This window comes from Enterobacter cloacae complex sp. HYC033_NIDB (assembly GCF_056673335.1).
In genome coordinates, this window is the sequence record NZ_CP115123.1 from 3,200,059 (window position 1) to 3,215,287 (window position 15,229).

14 protein-coding genes are annotated in these 15,229 nt (G+C 56.7%); 5 read left to right on the forward strand and 9 right to left on the reverse strand.

All coding sequences use genetic code 11. From position 1 onward, the window contains the following. The first annotated feature begins 53 nt into the window (after positions 1–53). Both O1721_RS15395 and O1721_RS15400 read left to right on the forward strand, forming a co-directional pair. Positions 54–935 (forward strand): LysR substrate-binding domain-containing protein, encoded by an 882-nt coding sequence (locus O1721_RS15395; RefSeq protein ID WP_017382333.1) that lies wholly within the window; start codon positions 54–56, stop codon positions 933–935. A 16-nt stretch (positions 936–951) separates the two neighbouring features. Then, entirely contained in the window at positions 952–1,875 is a 924-nt protein-coding gene (locus O1721_RS15400; protein ID WP_032648348.1) for a LysR family transcriptional regulator, read from the forward strand. Here the strand turns inward: O1721_RS15400 and O1721_RS15405 are convergent. Then, positions 1,866–2,750 (reverse strand): LysR substrate-binding domain-containing protein, encoded by an 885-nt coding sequence (locus O1721_RS15405; protein WP_017382331.1) that lies wholly within the window; start codon positions 2,748–2,750, stop codon positions 1,866–1,868. The two genes, O1721_RS15400 and O1721_RS15405, sit on opposite strands and share 10 nt — an antisense overlap. A gap of 111 nt (positions 2,751–2,861) precedes the next feature. On the opposite strand from O1721_RS15405, the gene O1721_RS15410 reads away from it, so the two are divergent. The 3 genes from O1721_RS15410 to O1721_RS15420 all read left to right on the forward strand — a co-directional run bounded on the left by O1721_RS15410 (position 2,862) and on the right by O1721_RS15420 (position 6,058). Beyond that, on the forward strand, positions 2,862–4,343 hold the full coding sequence (locus tag O1721_RS15410) for a UbiD family decarboxylase (protein WP_017382330.1): 1,482 nt from the start codon (positions 2,862–2,864) through the stop codon (positions 4,341–4,343). Positions 4,344–4,473: 130 nt separating this feature from the next. Continuing rightward, a complete protein-coding gene (locus tag O1721_RS15415) occupies positions 4,474–4,761 on the forward strand; it encodes a VF530 family protein (RefSeq protein ID WP_000123965.1) in 288 nt (95 codons plus the stop codon). Between the two features lie 7 nt (positions 4,762–4,768). Beyond that, positions 4,769–6,058, forward strand: coding sequence for a glycoside hydrolase family 10-like protein (locus O1721_RS15420; protein WP_032648351.1), 1,290 nt, complete (start codon positions 4,769–4,771; stop codon positions 6,056–6,058). A 39-nt stretch (positions 6,059–6,097) separates the two neighbouring features. Here O1721_RS15420 and dsbG read toward each other — a convergent pair whose 3' ends face one another. From dsbG to O1721_RS15460, 8 genes are all read right to left on the reverse strand, one after another. Then, on the reverse strand, positions 6,098–6,874 hold the full coding sequence (gene dsbG, locus O1721_RS15425) for a thiol:disulfide interchange protein DsbG (RefSeq protein ID WP_032648353.1): 777 nt from the start codon (positions 6,872–6,874) through the stop codon (positions 6,098–6,100). Positions 6,875–6,915: 41 nt separating this feature from the next. Beyond that, complete coding sequence (locus tag O1721_RS15430; RefSeq protein ID WP_152818925.1) at positions 6,916–7,473, reverse strand: RNA polymerase sigma factor; 558 nt, start codon at positions 7,471–7,473, stop codon at positions 6,916–6,918. A 5-nt stretch (positions 7,474–7,478) separates the two neighbouring features. Continuing rightward, the gene (locus tag O1721_RS15435; RefSeq protein ID WP_015570500.1) at positions 7,479–7,892 is read right to left on the reverse strand and encodes a hypothetical protein; all 414 of its coding nucleotides are present in this window, start codon (positions 7,890–7,892) and stop codon (positions 7,479–7,481) included. A 189-nt stretch (positions 7,893–8,081) separates the two neighbouring features. After that, positions 8,082–9,632, reverse strand: a complete 1,551-nt coding sequence (locus tag O1721_RS15440; protein ID WP_023303757.1) for a methyl-accepting chemotaxis protein — start codon at positions 9,630–9,632, stop codon at positions 8,082–8,084. A 95-nt stretch (positions 9,633–9,727) separates the two neighbouring features. Further along, positions 9,728–10,744 (reverse strand): LacI family DNA-binding transcriptional regulator, encoded by a 1,017-nt coding sequence (locus O1721_RS15445; protein WP_023303758.1) that lies wholly within the window; start codon positions 10,742–10,744, stop codon positions 9,728–9,730. 28 nt (positions 10,745–10,772) lie between these two features. Further along, on the reverse strand, positions 10,773–12,179 hold the full coding sequence (locus O1721_RS15450; RefSeq protein WP_032648357.1) for a sucrose-6-phosphate hydrolase: 1,407 nt from the start codon (positions 12,177–12,179) through the stop codon (positions 10,773–10,775). Further along, positions 12,179–13,549 carry a sucrose-specific PTS transporter subunit IIBC gene (locus O1721_RS15455; protein ID WP_003857085.1) on the reverse strand — a complete coding sequence of 457 codons (1,371 nt, stop codon included), beginning with the start codon at positions 13,547–13,549 and terminating at the stop codon, positions 12,179–12,181. The genes O1721_RS15450 and O1721_RS15455 overlap by 1 nt, the downstream gene beginning before the upstream one ends. 66 nt (positions 13,550–13,615) lie before the next feature. Next, entirely contained in the window at positions 13,616–15,133 is a 1,518-nt protein-coding gene (locus tag O1721_RS15460; protein ID WP_023303760.1) for a carbohydrate porin, read from the reverse strand. Between the last annotated feature and the right edge of the window lie 96 nt (positions 15,134–15,229).

The window sequence follows — 15,229 nt, forward strand, 5'->3', positions numbered from 1 at the left end:
CAAATATATATATTTTACTAAACAATCATTTTTAATGATGAGTCAGGGTGGCAATGGAACTCCGGCACTTACGCTATTTTTTGGCTGTTGCTGAAGAAGAGCATTTTGGACGCGCGGCTGAGCGACTCCATATTGTTCAGCCTGCGCTCAGCATGCAGATTAAAGCCCTTGAAACTGAGTTAGGCGGTCCGCTGTTTATCCGCACCAGCCGTCGTGTGGAACTTACTGAGGCCGGATCGCTTCTTCTCAGCGAAGCCAGACTGATGCTGGAACAAATGGAACACACGCGTCTGGCAGTCCAGCGTGCGATACGGGGAGAGACAGGGCGTGTACGGGTCGGTTTTGCCGGTAACGCCATTTTTAGTGGCAAAATGATTACCGATGTACGTCGCTTCCGTAAAACCCATCCGGATGCAGAAGTCACCATTCAGGAAATCGCTCCCCAGAAACAGGTAGCTGCGATCCTCGCAGGGCATATTGATGTCGGTTATACACCGGATAACAGTACGACAGCCGATCCGCAGATCAGGGTGCAGAAAACCGGAAACTGGGAGATGATAATCGCAATGTGTGACGATCATCCCTTAGCCATCCATCCGCACCTCTCCGTTGAAATGCTCGCCGGTCATCCCCTGGTCCTGTACGACGCGCATGACGCCAATGAAAATCTGACTGTGCTGCTGGCGCAGCAGCTCGGGGATGGTTTTTGCGTGGCACATCGTTCAAACAGTACGCTAAGCGTTCTGGCATTTGCCGCAGCCGGGCTCGGTCTGGCGCTGGTTCCCGCCCCCCTGCAACAGGTGCAAATACCCGGACTGATTTACCGCAACCTGAATGCTCAGGTGCTGACCGCAAATCTGGTCATGATCAGCCGCATGCAGGAGCCAGGTAATGCAGTGACTGCTTTTCTGGCAATGGCTAACCTTCCCTGTTGAACAACGGCAGCAAGCTATGACGCACAATAAGATGCCCTCCTCCGATATGGATATGGACCTGATCCTGACGCTGGATGCGTTACTCAGGGATCAGAATATCACCCATGCGGCCGCGCGGCTGGGCATCAGCCAGCCGGCGATGTCTGCCCGCCTTGCGCGCCTGCGCGTCCTGTTCGATGAGCCGCTGTTTATCCCTTCCCCACACGGACGTGGGGTGTTACCTACGCCGCGCGCCGAGGCGTTAAGGCCGCAGGTCGCGACGGTTTTGCAGGGTATATCGGCGATGCTTGAACCCACCACGTTCAACGCGCAGAACAGCAACCGCACCTTTGTGATTGCCCTGCACGAGAACCCGGCGCTGATGCTGGGGGCAGAGTTGCAGAATCAGATTAGCAGCGCAGCACCAGGCATCCGCCTGCGTTTTGCGCTCCCGGAAACCCCGCTGCTGCCAGCGCAGATGGAAAATGACGATGTGGATATTTATGTCGGCGTTAATGCGGGGGCGCACGATGCATGGGTCAGACGCAAACTGTTTGACGATGAATATGCCACAGCCCAGCGAAAAGGCCATCCGCGCGGTACGGGACCGATGGATCTGGAAAGCTATTGTAGCCTTTCCCACCTGGTGGTTTCATCCGAGGGCGACCCGTTCGCAGGCTTTGTCGATCAGCATCTGGCGGGGCTTGGCCACCAGCGTAACGTGGTGATGTCGACGCAAAGCTATGCGATGGCGCCTGCGATTGTTGCCGGTACCGATTTGCTCTGCACCCTACCCAGACGCATGTTGCTACGGTTCACGCAAACGCTTGATATTTTTCCGCCGCCGCTGGATCTCCCTCCGATCGTCATCGGTATGTACTGGCACCCGAAAAACAGCCAGGATCCGGCTAACCGCTGGCTGCGAGAACAGCTTCTTCAGGCCGCCGGACGTCAGGTATGATCGAGGATGCTCATCAATTTTTTCAGGACCTCAGAGCGAATAATCCGGTGGCAAACCAGCGTCAGCTCGCTCTCCCGGAGTCGGTCAAGAATATCCACAAAAACGACGTTTTGTACGCATATCGCCTTCGCTGAAGCCGGCAGCATGGCGATGCCAAACCCTGCCGAGACGAGACTTATCACCGTGGGGACATCGGTGGCATTTTGCACAACGTCAGGCTGTATGCCCGCGCTGTGGCAGGCATCATAGAAATATTGCTCCAGCCCCATCCCCTCCGGGTCGCGCAGGGCGATCCACTTCTCCTCTTTCACCGACGCAAGCGTCAGCGCGGCGGAGCCCGCCAGGCTATGTTGACGAGGTAAGGCCAGCACGGCCTTTTCCGTTGTAAATGGACGGCTTTGCAGATCGTCAGGCAATAGCGGTAACGGGGCACGAATAATGGCCACATCCAGTTGGTTGCTTTGCACGCCGGTATAAAGGGTTTGCACGTTACCCGTCATCATGGAAAGGCTGATGGCGGGCCATTTCTCATGTAAAAGCCGCAGCGCGGCGGGCAGCTTACTGTCGAATATCGCACTTGAAACACATCCGAGATTCAGCACGCCCTGTTCCCCTCTGGCCGTCTGTCTGGCATCCAGAATCGCCTGATCGGTCATTAAAATCGCGACTCTGGCTTTACTGAGAAATGCCTCACCGGCTGGCGTCAGCGTCAGGCGACGATTCGCCCGGCTAAAGAGCAAGACCCCAAGACGATCTTCAAGCGTTTTTATCTGCTGGCTCAGCGCTGGCTGCGCCATGTTAAGGCGCTCCGCCGCCCGATGCATGTGAAGCTCTTCCGCCACCACGATGAAATTGCGCATCAGTCGAAACTGCATACCATGCCTTTATTATTGATAATAAAATTCATATTAAAATAGCATAAATGATGCAATTGATAGCCCTCTTCGTCCGGTTAAGAATGGAAGCCTTCATCCGAGGAGGGAAATATGAAAAACCACATCAACGATCTCAGAAGTGCTATCGAACTGCTCAAACGCCATGAAGGTCAATACCTTGAAACCAGCCATCCGGTCGATCCTGACGCGGAGCTGGCGGGTGTGTACCGGCATATTGGTGCTGGCGGCACGGTAAAACGTCCGACGCGCATTGGCCCGGCGATGATGTTTAACGCTATTAAGGGATATCCCGACTCCCGTATTCTGGTCGGAATGCACGCCAGCCGCGAGCGGGCGGCGCTCCTGTTGGGCTGCGAGCCCTCTGAACTGGCAAAACATGTCGGCCAGGCCGTGAAAAACCCGATTGCTCCCGTTGTGGTTCCGGCGGCACAGGCGCCGTGTCAGGAACAGGTATTTTATGCCGACGATCCGGACTTCGATCTGCGTAAATTACTTCCGGCACCGACCAACACGCCGATAGATGCCGGTCCGTTCTTCTGTCTGGGGCTGGTGCTGGCAAGCGATCCGGAAGATGCCTCACTGACCGATGTCACTATTCACCGTCTCTGCGTGCAGGAGCGCGATGAGCTCTCCATGTTCCTTGCCGCAGGCCGCCATATTGAAGTGTTCCGTAAGAAAGCCGAGGAGGCGGGCAAACCGTTGCCGGTCACGATCAATATGGGTCTCGATCCCGCTATCTATATTGGCGCCTGTTTCGAAGCCCCTACCACGCCCTTCGGCTACAACGAGCTGGGTGTCGCCGGCGCGTTACGTCAGACCCCCGTAGAGCTGGTGCAGGGTGTGGCCGTAAATGAAAAAGCGATAGCGCGTGCGGAAATTATCATCGAAGGCGAACTGCTGCCGGGCGTGCGTGTAGAAGAAGATCAGCATACCCACACCGGGCACGCGATGCCGGAATTTCCCGGCTACTGCGGGGAAGCTAACCCCTCCTTACCGGTAATCAAAGTGAAGGCCGTCACGATGCGTCATCAGGCGATCCTGCAAACCCTGGTAGGACCGGGCGAGGAGCACACCACGCTGGCCGGTTTGCCAACGGAGGCCAGTATCCGTAATGCGGTCGAAGAAGCCATCCCCGGTTTTCTGCAAAACGTCTATGCGCATACCGCTGGCGGCGGCAAGTTTCTTGGCGTATTGCAGGTGAAAAAACGCCAGCCCTCTGACGAAGGGCGTCAGGGTCAGGCGGCACTCATTGCGTTAGCCACCTATTCCGAGCTTAAAAACATTATTCTCGTCGACGAAGATGTGGATATTTTCGACAGCGACGACATCCTGTGGGCGATGACCACCCGTATGCAGGGCGATGTCAGCATCACCCATCTGCCGGGGATCCGCGGACACCAGCTCGATCCGTCTCAGGCCCCGGACTACAGCCCCTCCATTCGTGGCAACGGGATCACCTGCAAAACGATTTTCGACTGTACGGTGCCCTGGGCGCTTAAGTCCCGCTTTGAGCGTGCGCCCTTTATGGAGGTAGACCCGACGCCATGGGCGCCTGAACTGTTTAAAAAATAGCGTTAACCGGAAAATCTTCTTCACCCTTCACGGGTGAAGAACCTCACGCTGAAATTGCCGCGTCCCCTGCTTTCTTGTAACCTTTGAGCGTTTATCACATCCCCATAAAAAATGAGACTACCGGACGCCTATGACAGCACATATTTCCAACGATCCTTTGCATGGCGTCACCCTCGAAATGCAGGTAAACGCGCTGGTTGCGCGATATGGCTGGAATGAACTGGGCAACCGAATCAAAATCAACTGTTTTCGCAAGGACCCGAGTGTTAAATCGAGTCTGAAGTTCCTGCGCCGCACCCCATGGGCGCGGGCGGAAGTTGAAGCCCTCTACCTCGACTCCCTTCACGATGACGGTAACGGGGAACAGGACGAACCGGCGTTTAATCCCTGGACGGATAGCCGGACACCCAGGAGCTAACACGCAAATGATGCGACACGTAAAACGGACTGGCGCGCTGCTTGGCTGCGCGCTTTTACTGGTAAGTTGCACTTCCAAACCACCCAAATCACTCGTTACCCCGCTGCCGCAGGCGAAACCTGTACAGCAGACCAACGAACCCATGCGCGGGATCTGGCTGGCGACCGTCTCCCGTCTCGACTGGCCTCCCGTGTCATCGGTGAATGGCCGTAGCGCGGACCAGCGTATCGCCCAGCAACAGAAGGCGCTGACGGACAAACTCGATAAGCTGAAAAAACTTGGGATCAACACCGTCTTCTTTCAGGTAAAACCGGACAGTACGGCGCTGTGGGCCTCTAAAATCCTGCCGTGGTCAGATACCCTGACGGGGACTATCGGGGAAGATCCCGGTTACGACCCGCTCCAGTTTATGCTGGATGAAGCGCACAAGCGCGGGATGAAGGTTCACGCGTGGTTTAACCCGTACCGCGTTTCCACCAACACGAAGCCGTCGACCATCGCCGCGCTTAACCGCACCTCGTCGCTTCATCCTTCCAGCGTGTACATCCAGCATCCGGAGTGGATCCGCACCTCGGGGGATCGTTTTGTTCTCGACCCGGGCATTCCCGAGGTGCGGGACTGGATAACCCAGGTAGTGATGGAAGTGGTGAATCACTACCCTGTCGACGGCGTTCAGTTCGATGACTATTTTTACACCGAGACGCCGGGTTCCCCCCTGAATGATGCCTGGACCTTCAGGCGCTATGGCGAGGGATTTGCGTCAAAAGCGGACTGGCGTCGACACAATACGCAGCAGTTAATTGTGCAGGTCTCCAGGGCGATCAAACAGGCTAAACCTGAGGTCGAATTTGGCGTTAGCCCGGCGGGGGTCTGGCGCAATCGCTCCTTCGACCCGGCAGGCTCGGACACGCGCGGCGCCGCAGCCTACGATGAGTCCTACGCTGACACGCGCAAATGGGTACAGCAGGGGTTACTGGATTACATTGCGCCGCAGATCTACTGGCCCTTCGCCCGCGACGCGGCACGTTACGATGTGCTGACAAAATGGTGGGCTGACGTGGTGAAACCGACCCATACCCGCCTGTATATCGGGATCGCATTCTACAAAGTGGGCGCGCCTTCCAGAAACGAACCGGACTGGACGATAAACGGCGGCGTACCGGAGCTGAAAAAACAGCTCGACCTCAACGATTCACTGCCAGACGTTAAGGGCACCATCCTGTTCCGTGAAGACTATCTTAACCAGCCTCAGACGCAGGAGGCAGTTAATTACCTCCGGGGACGCTGGGGTAGTTGACTGAAAAAAGGCAGAAACGTCCTGTTTCTGCCTTTCTTTTTACGGCTTCGGTCCGAACATCGCCTCAAGCTGTTTTGCGTCTGGCATACCCACGACCTGTTGCAGTTCGTTTTGCTCATTCAGGTAATAAATAGCCGGTGTGGCATTCGCGCCGAGACTGTCCATGAGCGTCTGGTGATTTTGCAGGATCTCAACGGTTTCCCGGGACGCCGCTCCTTCAGGTTTCGGCAGCTTTTTACCGCCGGACAGCTCGTACGCTTTCCAGGCCGACACCGGATCTTTCGCATTCAGGATCGCGGAGGCGTTACGCCCGCTGTTCGGGTTAAGAAACGCAACCAGCAGCGTGTTGAGCTGAACCTTCCCGGCCTTCACCCACGGCTGCGCTTCAGCCCAGAACTGCTTGCAGTACGGGCAGAACGGGTCGGCAAAGACGAAGACTTTGCGCGGGGCACTCTCCGCGCCCTCTTTCAGGGGATGCGCGGCATTGAGCTTTTTCCACATCTCGCGGCCCATCGGGGCGTAGATCTCTTTCTGGAAAAAGGCTTCGCTGAGGTTGGTTCCCTTCTCATCATACAGATAGCCAGACACGACGTGCTTTCCGTCAGGGGTCAGAAAGAGCGTCACGCCCATGTCCTGATATTGTCCCAGCCACGCTGGCGCGCCGCCGGGGGCGTCAATTTTCTTGATGATTTTGATGTCCTGCTGTTCACTGAAGTGCTTCACCACATCCGGAAGCGGCTCCTCTGCCCTGACCAGCCCTGAAATCATCAGAGCAGAGAGTAACAGCACCTTTTTCTTTGCTAACCGTTGAAGCATAACGCCCCCTCTAAGATATTGTTTTTCAGAGTGGTCGAAGTTTAATGCCCTGTCAACGCTTCATAAATATCCTTGAGGCGACTACGCAAAAATCGCACGGCTTTGTGTTTGCGGGATAATAACGCCTGCACACTGTCGCCTGTTTCCTCTGCCAGTACCTTCATGCTGTAGCCCTCAAATTCCGTTTTTTCAAACACCTCGCGCTGAGGTGGCGGCAGTTCCGACAGGGCTTGCCCCAACTCTTCCCATAGCAGCATGTTGAGATACTCCTCCTCCGGCGTTTGCGGTACGCCGAATAAGGTTTCTGCAATCTCCTGCTCCGGAAAGTCCTCGTCATCTGCTGTCAGGTACCCCGGCAGTGAAACCTCGTGCTTTTTTCGCGCCCGGTCGATCATTTCATTTCGTGCGGCGCGAAACAGCCAGGCGGCGACGTTCTCGACCGGCTGTTCCACTTTCATCAACTGCCAGGTCACTTCCTGAAGAATATCATCGACATCATCACGAACCGCAGTCCGTCCGCGAATGAAGGCTTTTAGCCGCGCGCGGCAGGCATTGAGTGCCGAGATCAGTAATGATTCCCCCGCCTCACCGGCTTTCATATCGCTCACTCGGCTTCCGGCGCTTTCGCACCGTTATCGTCTCGCTTTTCATCCCGGCCATCGTGCCACCGGCAATGACCGTGGCGCCCAAATCCCGCCCGACGCTGCTGAATGAAGGCCTCACGTTGTTCGGGGCTCATATTCATCCATTGTTCGTGCATACGGCGGTGCGCACCGAACATACCAGGACGGAAACCCAGCCCACCGAAAAGAATGCGGCTCAGCAGCAGGATCCCCAGCGCCTGCCAGAAGCCAATGGCTTTAACCCCCAGGATGGCCGGGAGCAACGCGTTCCACAGGGACATGACCAGCAGGCCAAGCACCACGAACAGGACTGCGCCAATCACGATGCCCTTACCCATACGATGGCGGCCCAAACCACGCCCGTGACCTTTTCCGTGCATATCAAAATTTCTCATGTGTACCTCGTTTATGTTGAATGATTATGGTCTCTGATGAGGTAGACGGATGAGGAACAGAAATATTGCCGGGGAAAGATAAAATTTATGTGATAGCGGCTTTGTACGGATAACAGTAATGGCTGAAGGAGATTGTGCAGCGGCTACATGCAGACATTAAAAAGGCTCCCTCAGGAGCCTCTCTGAACATCACGCCGTAGCAGGCAAACTAAAGCTCGAGATACTCTGGGACAGCTGCTGCGCCTGCTCCTCCAGCGAGGCCGCGGCGGCGGCGGATTGCTGCACCAGCGCCGCGTTCTGCTGGGTCACACCGTCCATCTCCGTTACGGCCTGCCCAACCTGACCAATCCCGCGGCTCTGCTCTTCTGAGGCAACCGAAATCTGTTCCATCAGCGTATGCACTTTATTCACAGAGCTGATAATAGAATCAATCACCTCTCCCGAACGATTCACCAGTTGTGCACCGTTTTTCACGCTGGAAACAGACTGGGCGATAAGGCTTTCGATATCTTTCGCCGCCACCGCGCTTTTTTGTGCCAGGGTGCGCACTTCACTTGCTACCACGGCAAATCCTCGCCCCTGCGCGCCAGCACGCGCCGCTTCAACGGCCGCGTTTAGCGCCAGAATATTAGTCTGGAAAGCAATGCTGTTGATGACGCTGGTGATGTCTTCAATACGCTTCGAATTGGACGCGATAGTATTCATCGTTTCGATGACTTCACGGGTTACCGCTTCACCGGTATGGGCATTTTTCACGGCATCCTGCACCAGCTTACCGGCCTGGAAAACGTTGTCGGTGTTATTCGCCACCGTCGCGCTCAGCTCTTCCATGCTGGCGGCCGTCTGGGTCAGGGCCGAAGCCTGTTGCTCGGTACGGGAGGCCAGGTCGATATTGCCGGAGGCAATTTCCTGCGCCGCATGCGTCACGGTGTGGCTGGCGTCGCGCACCTGAGAAATGGTGGAGAGCAGCGCCTGGCGCATCTGCTCCATCGAGGACATCAGGTGATCGATTTCATTCCCGGAATCACGCTTGATCGGTACCGGTACGTCCAGCTTCCCGGCCGCAATCTGGCGACAGTGCTCGCGCGCCAGGTTCACCGGCGCAAAGACCACGCGTTTCATCAGCAGGCTGACGGCGAAGATCACCACCACGAACAGCACCGCAATGCAGGCGATAATAACCAGACCCGACACGAAATTATGGCTCGCATCCTCGTTCAGCGTTTTGGCGTACTTCTGGTGAACGGAGAGAACCTGATCGAGCACAATTTCATATTGGCGATCGAGTTGAGACACCACGGGAATAAGAGCGTTGAACCGCGACACATCGTGAGCGGCGGCAGCGGCGATGAGAGGCGCCAGTCCCTGGTTACGGTAGTTTTGCCACGCCTCCTGGTAGGCAGTGACCAGCGGGGCTTCGTCCGGCAAACGCGGCGAGGCCATAAACGCCGAAAATGCACTATCGGCTTTGGTCAGCGCCTCTTTAACCGAGGCCAGTTTCGCAGACAGATCGGTGGCGTCCCCCGCTTCCACCATTTTCACATACTCCATAACCCTGACGCGCAGGGTTCGGCTGTGGTTAATGGGATCAATAATGGACAGAACCACCTGAATTTCTTTGTTCACATTATCCAGCGAAGTATTACTTTTAATGATGAGCCCAACGCTGGTGATAGTGCTGGCCACAAAGAAGAAAAGCAGGGAAAACAGGATAATCAGGGATGATTTTTTCAACGACATAACACACCTCAGGGATATAATTTCCCTTTGGTTATCGGCTGAATCCAATCTTTAATTAATTAAAGTTATTGATGTCACCCTAAGACGTTACCCTGTCACTCCACGGACTTGTATCGCCGTTGCAGGGTGGCATCCAGCTTACGCTGGATCGGCTCCGGCGTTTCCCCTTCAATCAGTTTGCCAATCAGATCAAAGCAGTGCCAGGCGAGCTGGCGGTTATCCTGACGAACGGTATCGACAGGAATGGTCAGAGAATCATAGAGATAGTGATCGTCAAAGCTGGCCAGACGCATATCGCTTTGCAGCAGATTATGTTGCCCCATATAGCGCAACACCCCTTCCAGCAGACCGCAGGCGGCGGTAAAAAGGGCTTTTGGCGGGCGGCCCAGGCGTGCGCAAAGCTCGGCAAACATTTCGTAGCCGGAGCTCGGATGGTAATTACCATGAATGATCCACTCCGGACGTAACTCGACGCCAGCGTCACGCAGCCCCTGCTTAAACCCTTCAAGACGGTCACGCGTCGGGGAAAGCCGCGGCTGACCGCCGAGGAAGTAGAACTCATCCGGATGCTGGCGCGCGATGTCGGCCACCAGCGTGGCGGTTGGGGTAATTGAATCGGTGAGAACCAGCGGCAAAGAACTGTCGTTCATATGACGGTCAAAAAGCACAACGGGCAGCTGTTCGCTCAGCTTTTGATAGTCCGCGTCGTTGAGCATGCTGGAGGCGACAATCAGCCCGTCCACCTGGCGGGCCACCATGTTATTGACCACCACCGTCTCCTGGCCCGGATTTTCATCGCTACAGGAGATCAGCAGCTGAACACCCGCCTCGCGGCAGAGGGTCTCCAGCTCATGAGAAAAAACGGCAAACCCGTAGTTGGTGATTTCCGGCACCACCAGACCAATGGTGTGGCTGCGGTTGTCCCGCAGCGAACGGGCGTGAATGCTGGGCTGATAATGATGTTCTTTGGCAATCGCCAGCACACGCTCGCGTGTCTCCTCCGCCACCCGAAGCTCTTTGCTGCGGCCGTTCAGAACCAGGCTGGCGGTGGCTTTTGATACCCCCGCGAGCTCCGCGATATCTTTAATGGTGACGCGTTTTGTTTTTCTCACAACGACTTAGATCCGGCTGCCAAAACCTCTATTCTATCATGCAGCTGCGCAGCGACCAGTAGCGTAATGTGATATCGGACGCACCTTCGAAGCGTACCTGGGCCGGATGGTCAGGAAAATAGCGGCTGCTCATGACGCCTTCACCGTGATTGATGAAAATTTCGACGCTGGAACAGTCGCACAGCACGCGTAAATGATGAACATTGCCCTGCCAGTAGCGGGTCAGCGTGTCTGTGGTTTTCAGACTGGCGCGTTCCAGACGGATCCCCTCATCATCCACAATCAGCCGCAACGCGCCGGCAAAATCCACGTTCACGCTCGATGCGCTCAGTTCGAACTCAAGACGCGCTCCCGCCAGCACCGGGGCATCGCTGGCGCGTCCCTGCCAGAGATGTTCATCCTCGCGCAGCGTTTCCAGCTCACGGACGGGGGTTTGCCAGAGCTTACCGTCGCGGTAGCGCAGCTCGCGAGGACAGGTCATCTGGTGGATCCAGCCGTGCGCCCGCGTAGGCTGGAGCATCTCTTCGCCGTCCGGCACGCCCATCCAGCCGATGAGGATGCGGCGGCCATCTTCTGCCACCGTGGTTTGCGGCGCGTAAAATTCGAAACCGGCGTCAAGCTCATGCAGCTCGCCGTGCGCAAATGCAGGCGTTTGATAATCAAATGCCCCACTCATCCAGACGGCCGGATAGGTGTTGAGATAGCGATGCGGTTCGCGCGCCAGCCCCTGCGGGCAGCAGATCAAGACGTGTGTGCCATCAAGCTCAAACAGATCCGGGCACTCCCACATATAGCCCGCGTCCGTGAGTCCGTTGACGCCGTGACCGGCGATTTCGCCGCAGGACGCCCAGATGTGTAAATCGGCTGACGTAAACAGCAGCACCTTGCCGCGCTGCTGTCGATCCTGCGCGCCGAGCACCATGTACCACAGCCCGTCATGCCACCATACTTTCGGATCGCGGACGTGCCCGGTGTACCCGTCCGGCAGGGGCAACACAGGTCCCAGTTTGGCAAACGTGCCATCGTCATTTTGCACCGCCAGACACTGCCAGGCGGTGCGGCCGCCATCGTCAAACTTAACGTTGCCGGTATAGCACAGGGTCAGCACGCCGTTGTTATCCACGGCGCTGCCGGAGTAACAGCCATTGCGGTCATACTCTTCGTCAGGCATCAGCGCCATTGGCTCGTGCTGCCAGTGCACCAGATCTGCTGAGCTCCAGTGCCCCCAACACTTGTAGCGATGATCGCAGCCCAGCGGGTTCCACTGATAAAACAGATGGTAGCGCCCGGCAAACCAGATAAATCCGTTCGGATCGTTCATCAGCCCTGTCACCGGTGCGGGATGCCACTGCGGATAGTGGCTGTCCGCCAGCGCACGCGGCTGGCCTTGCATAACGGCCTGCAACACGGCAGGCCAGCGGGAAGATAAGGTCATTATTCAGAGTCCGTTTTATATTTCAGCAGCAGAGAGACGGTGAACGCCACGCCAAAGGCAATCACCATGCCGATTATATAGTTGAGCAGCGAGCTGGCCTGGACAATCGCCATGCCGGGAAGCGCCGTCAGGCCAACGGCGGTCATGTAGACATGCACCGACACCACCCAGGCACCGCCCGCCGCACCACCGATCAGCGCCGCGATAAACGGCTTCACAAAACGCAGGTTGATGCCAAAAATTGCCGCTTCGGTGATGCCCAGCATCGCGGAAAACGCCGACGGTAAGGTAATGGCTTTGATTTTGGCATCGCGGGTTTTGAACCACACCGCCAGACACGCCCCGCCCTGCGCCACGTTCGCCATCGCCCAGATCGGCAGCAGGAAGTTAACGCCAATCGACGGATTACCCAGCAGCCCGGCCTCAATGGCGTGGAAGCTGTGGTGAATGCCGGTAATGACAATCACCGAATAGAGCCCACCAAACAGCAGCCCGGCCAGCCAGCCCGCGTGGGCAATCAGGGTGCTAAGAATGAAGGAGATCCCGTCGCCCAGCGCGCGTCCCGCCGGGCCAATAATCAATAGCGCAATGAAGCCGGAGATAATGACGGTCAGGAACGGCGTCAGGATCAGATCTAACGCATCCGGGATCGCCCGGCGCAGCTGTTTTTCCACAATGCTCATAAACCACACCGCCAGCAGCACCGGGAAGACGGTTCCCTGATAGCCAATCATGGCGATTTCAAGACCGAAGAAGTTCATGGTGTGGAAGCCGGATGCTACGCCCCAGGCGTTGGTCAGCGCCGGATGAGTCAGGATGCCGCCGAGCGTTGCCCCCAGATACGGGTTGCCGCCAAACTCCCGCGCGGCGGTGAAGCCAATCAGGATCGGCAGAATAATAAACGCCGCCGAGCTGCACATATCCAGCATGATATAGAGCGCGTTATCCGGATTAACCCAGCCGTAGGTTTTAACCATCCCCAGCAGGCCCATCAGCAGACCCGAGGCCACGATCGCCGGGATAATCGGCACGAAGATGTTGGAGAGCAGACGCGCGATACGCTGGAACGGGTTCAGCTTGCGGGCCGCAATATCCGCCGCTTCCGATTTACTGGACTCGCTAATCCCTGCCGCCTGAATAAACGCGGCGTAAACCTTATTCACCACCCCGGTGCCGAAGATCACCTGCATCTGCCCGGCGTTTCGAAAACAGCCTTTCACGCCTTCAACCTTGCCGATAGCCTGCTGGTCGGCAAGCGCATCATCGACCAGCACCAGACGAAGGCGCGTGGCGCAATGTGCCGCGCTGGCAATGTTCTCTTTGCCACCGAGCAGCGGAATAAGCTCGCGCGCAATATGATTAAAATCCATAGATACCTCTTCCTGACCTCTTTTTATGGTGTTCGAAACGCCCCCGCGATGCGGGAGCGTGAAGGGTTAAAACCAGGTTTCCATCTGCACCCCAAAGTTCCATTCCCCGCCCGCGTTGAAGCCGCTGCTGCCAAAGGCGTCATCGCTGGCGTAGTTATCCAGCTTGCTGCTCCAGTCCATCCAGGTGGCGAACAGGCGCAGCTCCGGACGGCTGAAGAAATCGCCAATTTTGCCCGCCTTTAACGTCGGGGCGAAGGTCAGCTTGTAGAAGCTACCGTTAACCGCATTGCGATCCTTGTAGCCTTCCGGGCTTAAATCCATGTACTGATAGCTGCCTTCGAACGCGAGGGCGAAATTCTGGGTCACCTCTTTGATCAGACGCGTATTGAGCGTGACCCACTCATAGCTGTCGCCCTTCACGTAGCGGTCCTTACTGCTTTGCGCCAGCACGGCGGGCGCAATGTGCCAGCCACCGCCCAGCGGCGTGACACCGTAACTTGCAAAACGCCAGGTATCGGCTTCTGACAGCAGCGCGCCGTCTGAACCAATGCTTTTCACCTCGGCGCCCAGACCGTGGCCGTAAAGCAGCGCCGTTTTGGCGGAACCTTCCCGCAGGCCGTAGAAGCTCTCGTTATGCAGACCAACCAGCGCATGTACCCCGTTATTGGCCGCGTCGGTTTTAATCGGATCGCCGTTGCTGTCCTTACGGTCGTCATTATCTTTTGCCCGTAAGCCGCTGACCATCATCTGCACCGGCCCGGCGAAGTGATTCATGCTGAGGATGTAGTTCTGAACGTTGTTGTCGATCTCCTCTTCGCTGCCGAAGTTACGGCCATAAAGGGAGAAGTTACTGCGCAGCGTATCGTTCCACTTCACGTCGTAGACGCCGCCGCCGGTCCCGGCGAGAAACACCACGTCGGAATCCAGCCAGTGAATGTCGAAGTTGTCGCGGTCAAAACGCTTACCCGCCCAGAAGGTACTGCCCTTCAGCGCACCGGTAAAGTCAGGCAAATTGCCCAGCTCGGCAAAGGCCTGACGAATGTTCAGGTCGCTGCTGTCTGCCGACCAGTCGTTATAGGTTTTCTGGCCGTCGGCCAGCATCGCCTTAAAGCGCGTCGTCGCACCATTCTCCAGCGTCTGTTTGTGCTCAACATTCAGCTCAACGTAGGTATCCGCTTCGTTCCCCAGACGCCCGATGGCCCCGCCCGTTTCCCCGGCGGGCGTCAGATAAGGGCCGCTTTTGCTGCTGGAGGCCGCGTCGTTCATCAGCAGGCCGGAACGGGCGTAACCGTGAAATTCAAAACCGCCTGTCCGGTCGGCTTTTTCTTCCAGCACCGTGGTACGTTGCGCCACCGCCTGTGTGGAGGTTTGCGCTTCCTGCTGCGCAGCCACCAGCTGCTGTGTTTTCTGTTCCGCTGCCGTTGCGCGCTTTTCAGCAACCTGCGCGCGGGTTTCCGCCTCCTGCAAACGCTGCTCCAGCGCCGCCAGGCGCGCTTCGATACGTGTCATATCCGTCTGGGCAAAAACAGAGGTACTCCCGGCCAGCATGCCTATCATCACGGCAAGTCTGCGTTTTTTATACATTTTGTCGCATCCCTAATAACTATCGGTGAAAGTGCTAAATTGCTAAACCGGTTTAGGCTGATGATACTAAACCGTTGAATTTTGGATCGGCAACGT

Bases quoted from the DNA above. Each gene is read 5' to 3' on its own strand.
- dsbG (WP_032648353.1), bottom strand. From the start codon at position 6,874: ATGCTTCAACGGTTAGCAAAGAAAAAGGTGCTGTTACTCTCTGCTCTG.
- O1721_RS15405 (WP_017382331.1), bottom strand. From the start codon at position 2,750: ATGCAGTTTCGACTGATGCGCAATTTCATCGTGGTGGCGGAAGAGCTT.
- O1721_RS15430 (WP_152818925.1), bottom strand. From the start codon at position 7,473: ATGAAAGCCGGTGAGGCGGGGGAATCATTACTGATCTCGGCACTCAAT.
- O1721_RS15460 (WP_023303760.1), bottom strand. From the start codon at position 15,133: ATGTATAAAAAACGCAGACTTGCCGTGATGATAGGCATGCTGGCCGGG.
- O1721_RS15400 (WP_032648348.1), top strand. From the start codon at position 952: ATGACGCACAATAAGATGCCCTCCTCCGATATGGATATGGACCTGATC.
- O1721_RS15395 (WP_017382333.1), top strand. From the start codon at position 54: ATGGAACTCCGGCACTTACGCTATTTTTTGGCTGTTGCTGAAGAAGAG.
- O1721_RS15415 (WP_000123965.1), top strand. From the start codon at position 4,474: ATGACAGCACATATTTCCAACGATCCTTTGCATGGCGTCACCCTCGAA.
- O1721_RS15455 (WP_003857085.1), bottom strand. From the start codon at position 13,549: ATGGATTTTAATCATATTGCGCGCGAGCTTATTCCGCTGCTCGGTGGC.
- O1721_RS15440 (WP_023303757.1), bottom strand. From the start codon at position 9,632: ATGTCGTTGAAAAAATCATCCCTGATTATCCTGTTTTCCCTGCTTTTC.
- O1721_RS15435 (WP_015570500.1), bottom strand. From the start codon at position 7,892: ATGAGAAATTTTGATATGCACGGAAAAGGTCACGGGCGTGGTTTGGGC.
- O1721_RS15410 (WP_017382330.1), top strand. From the start codon at position 2,862: ATGAAAAACCACATCAACGATCTCAGAAGTGCTATCGAACTGCTCAAA.
- O1721_RS15450 (WP_032648357.1), bottom strand. From the start codon at position 12,179: ATGACCTTATCTTCCCGCTGGCCTGCCGTGTTGCAGGCCGTTATGCAA.
- O1721_RS15420 (WP_032648351.1), top strand. From the start codon at position 4,769: ATGATGCGACACGTAAAACGGACTGGCGCGCTGCTTGGCTGCGCGCTT.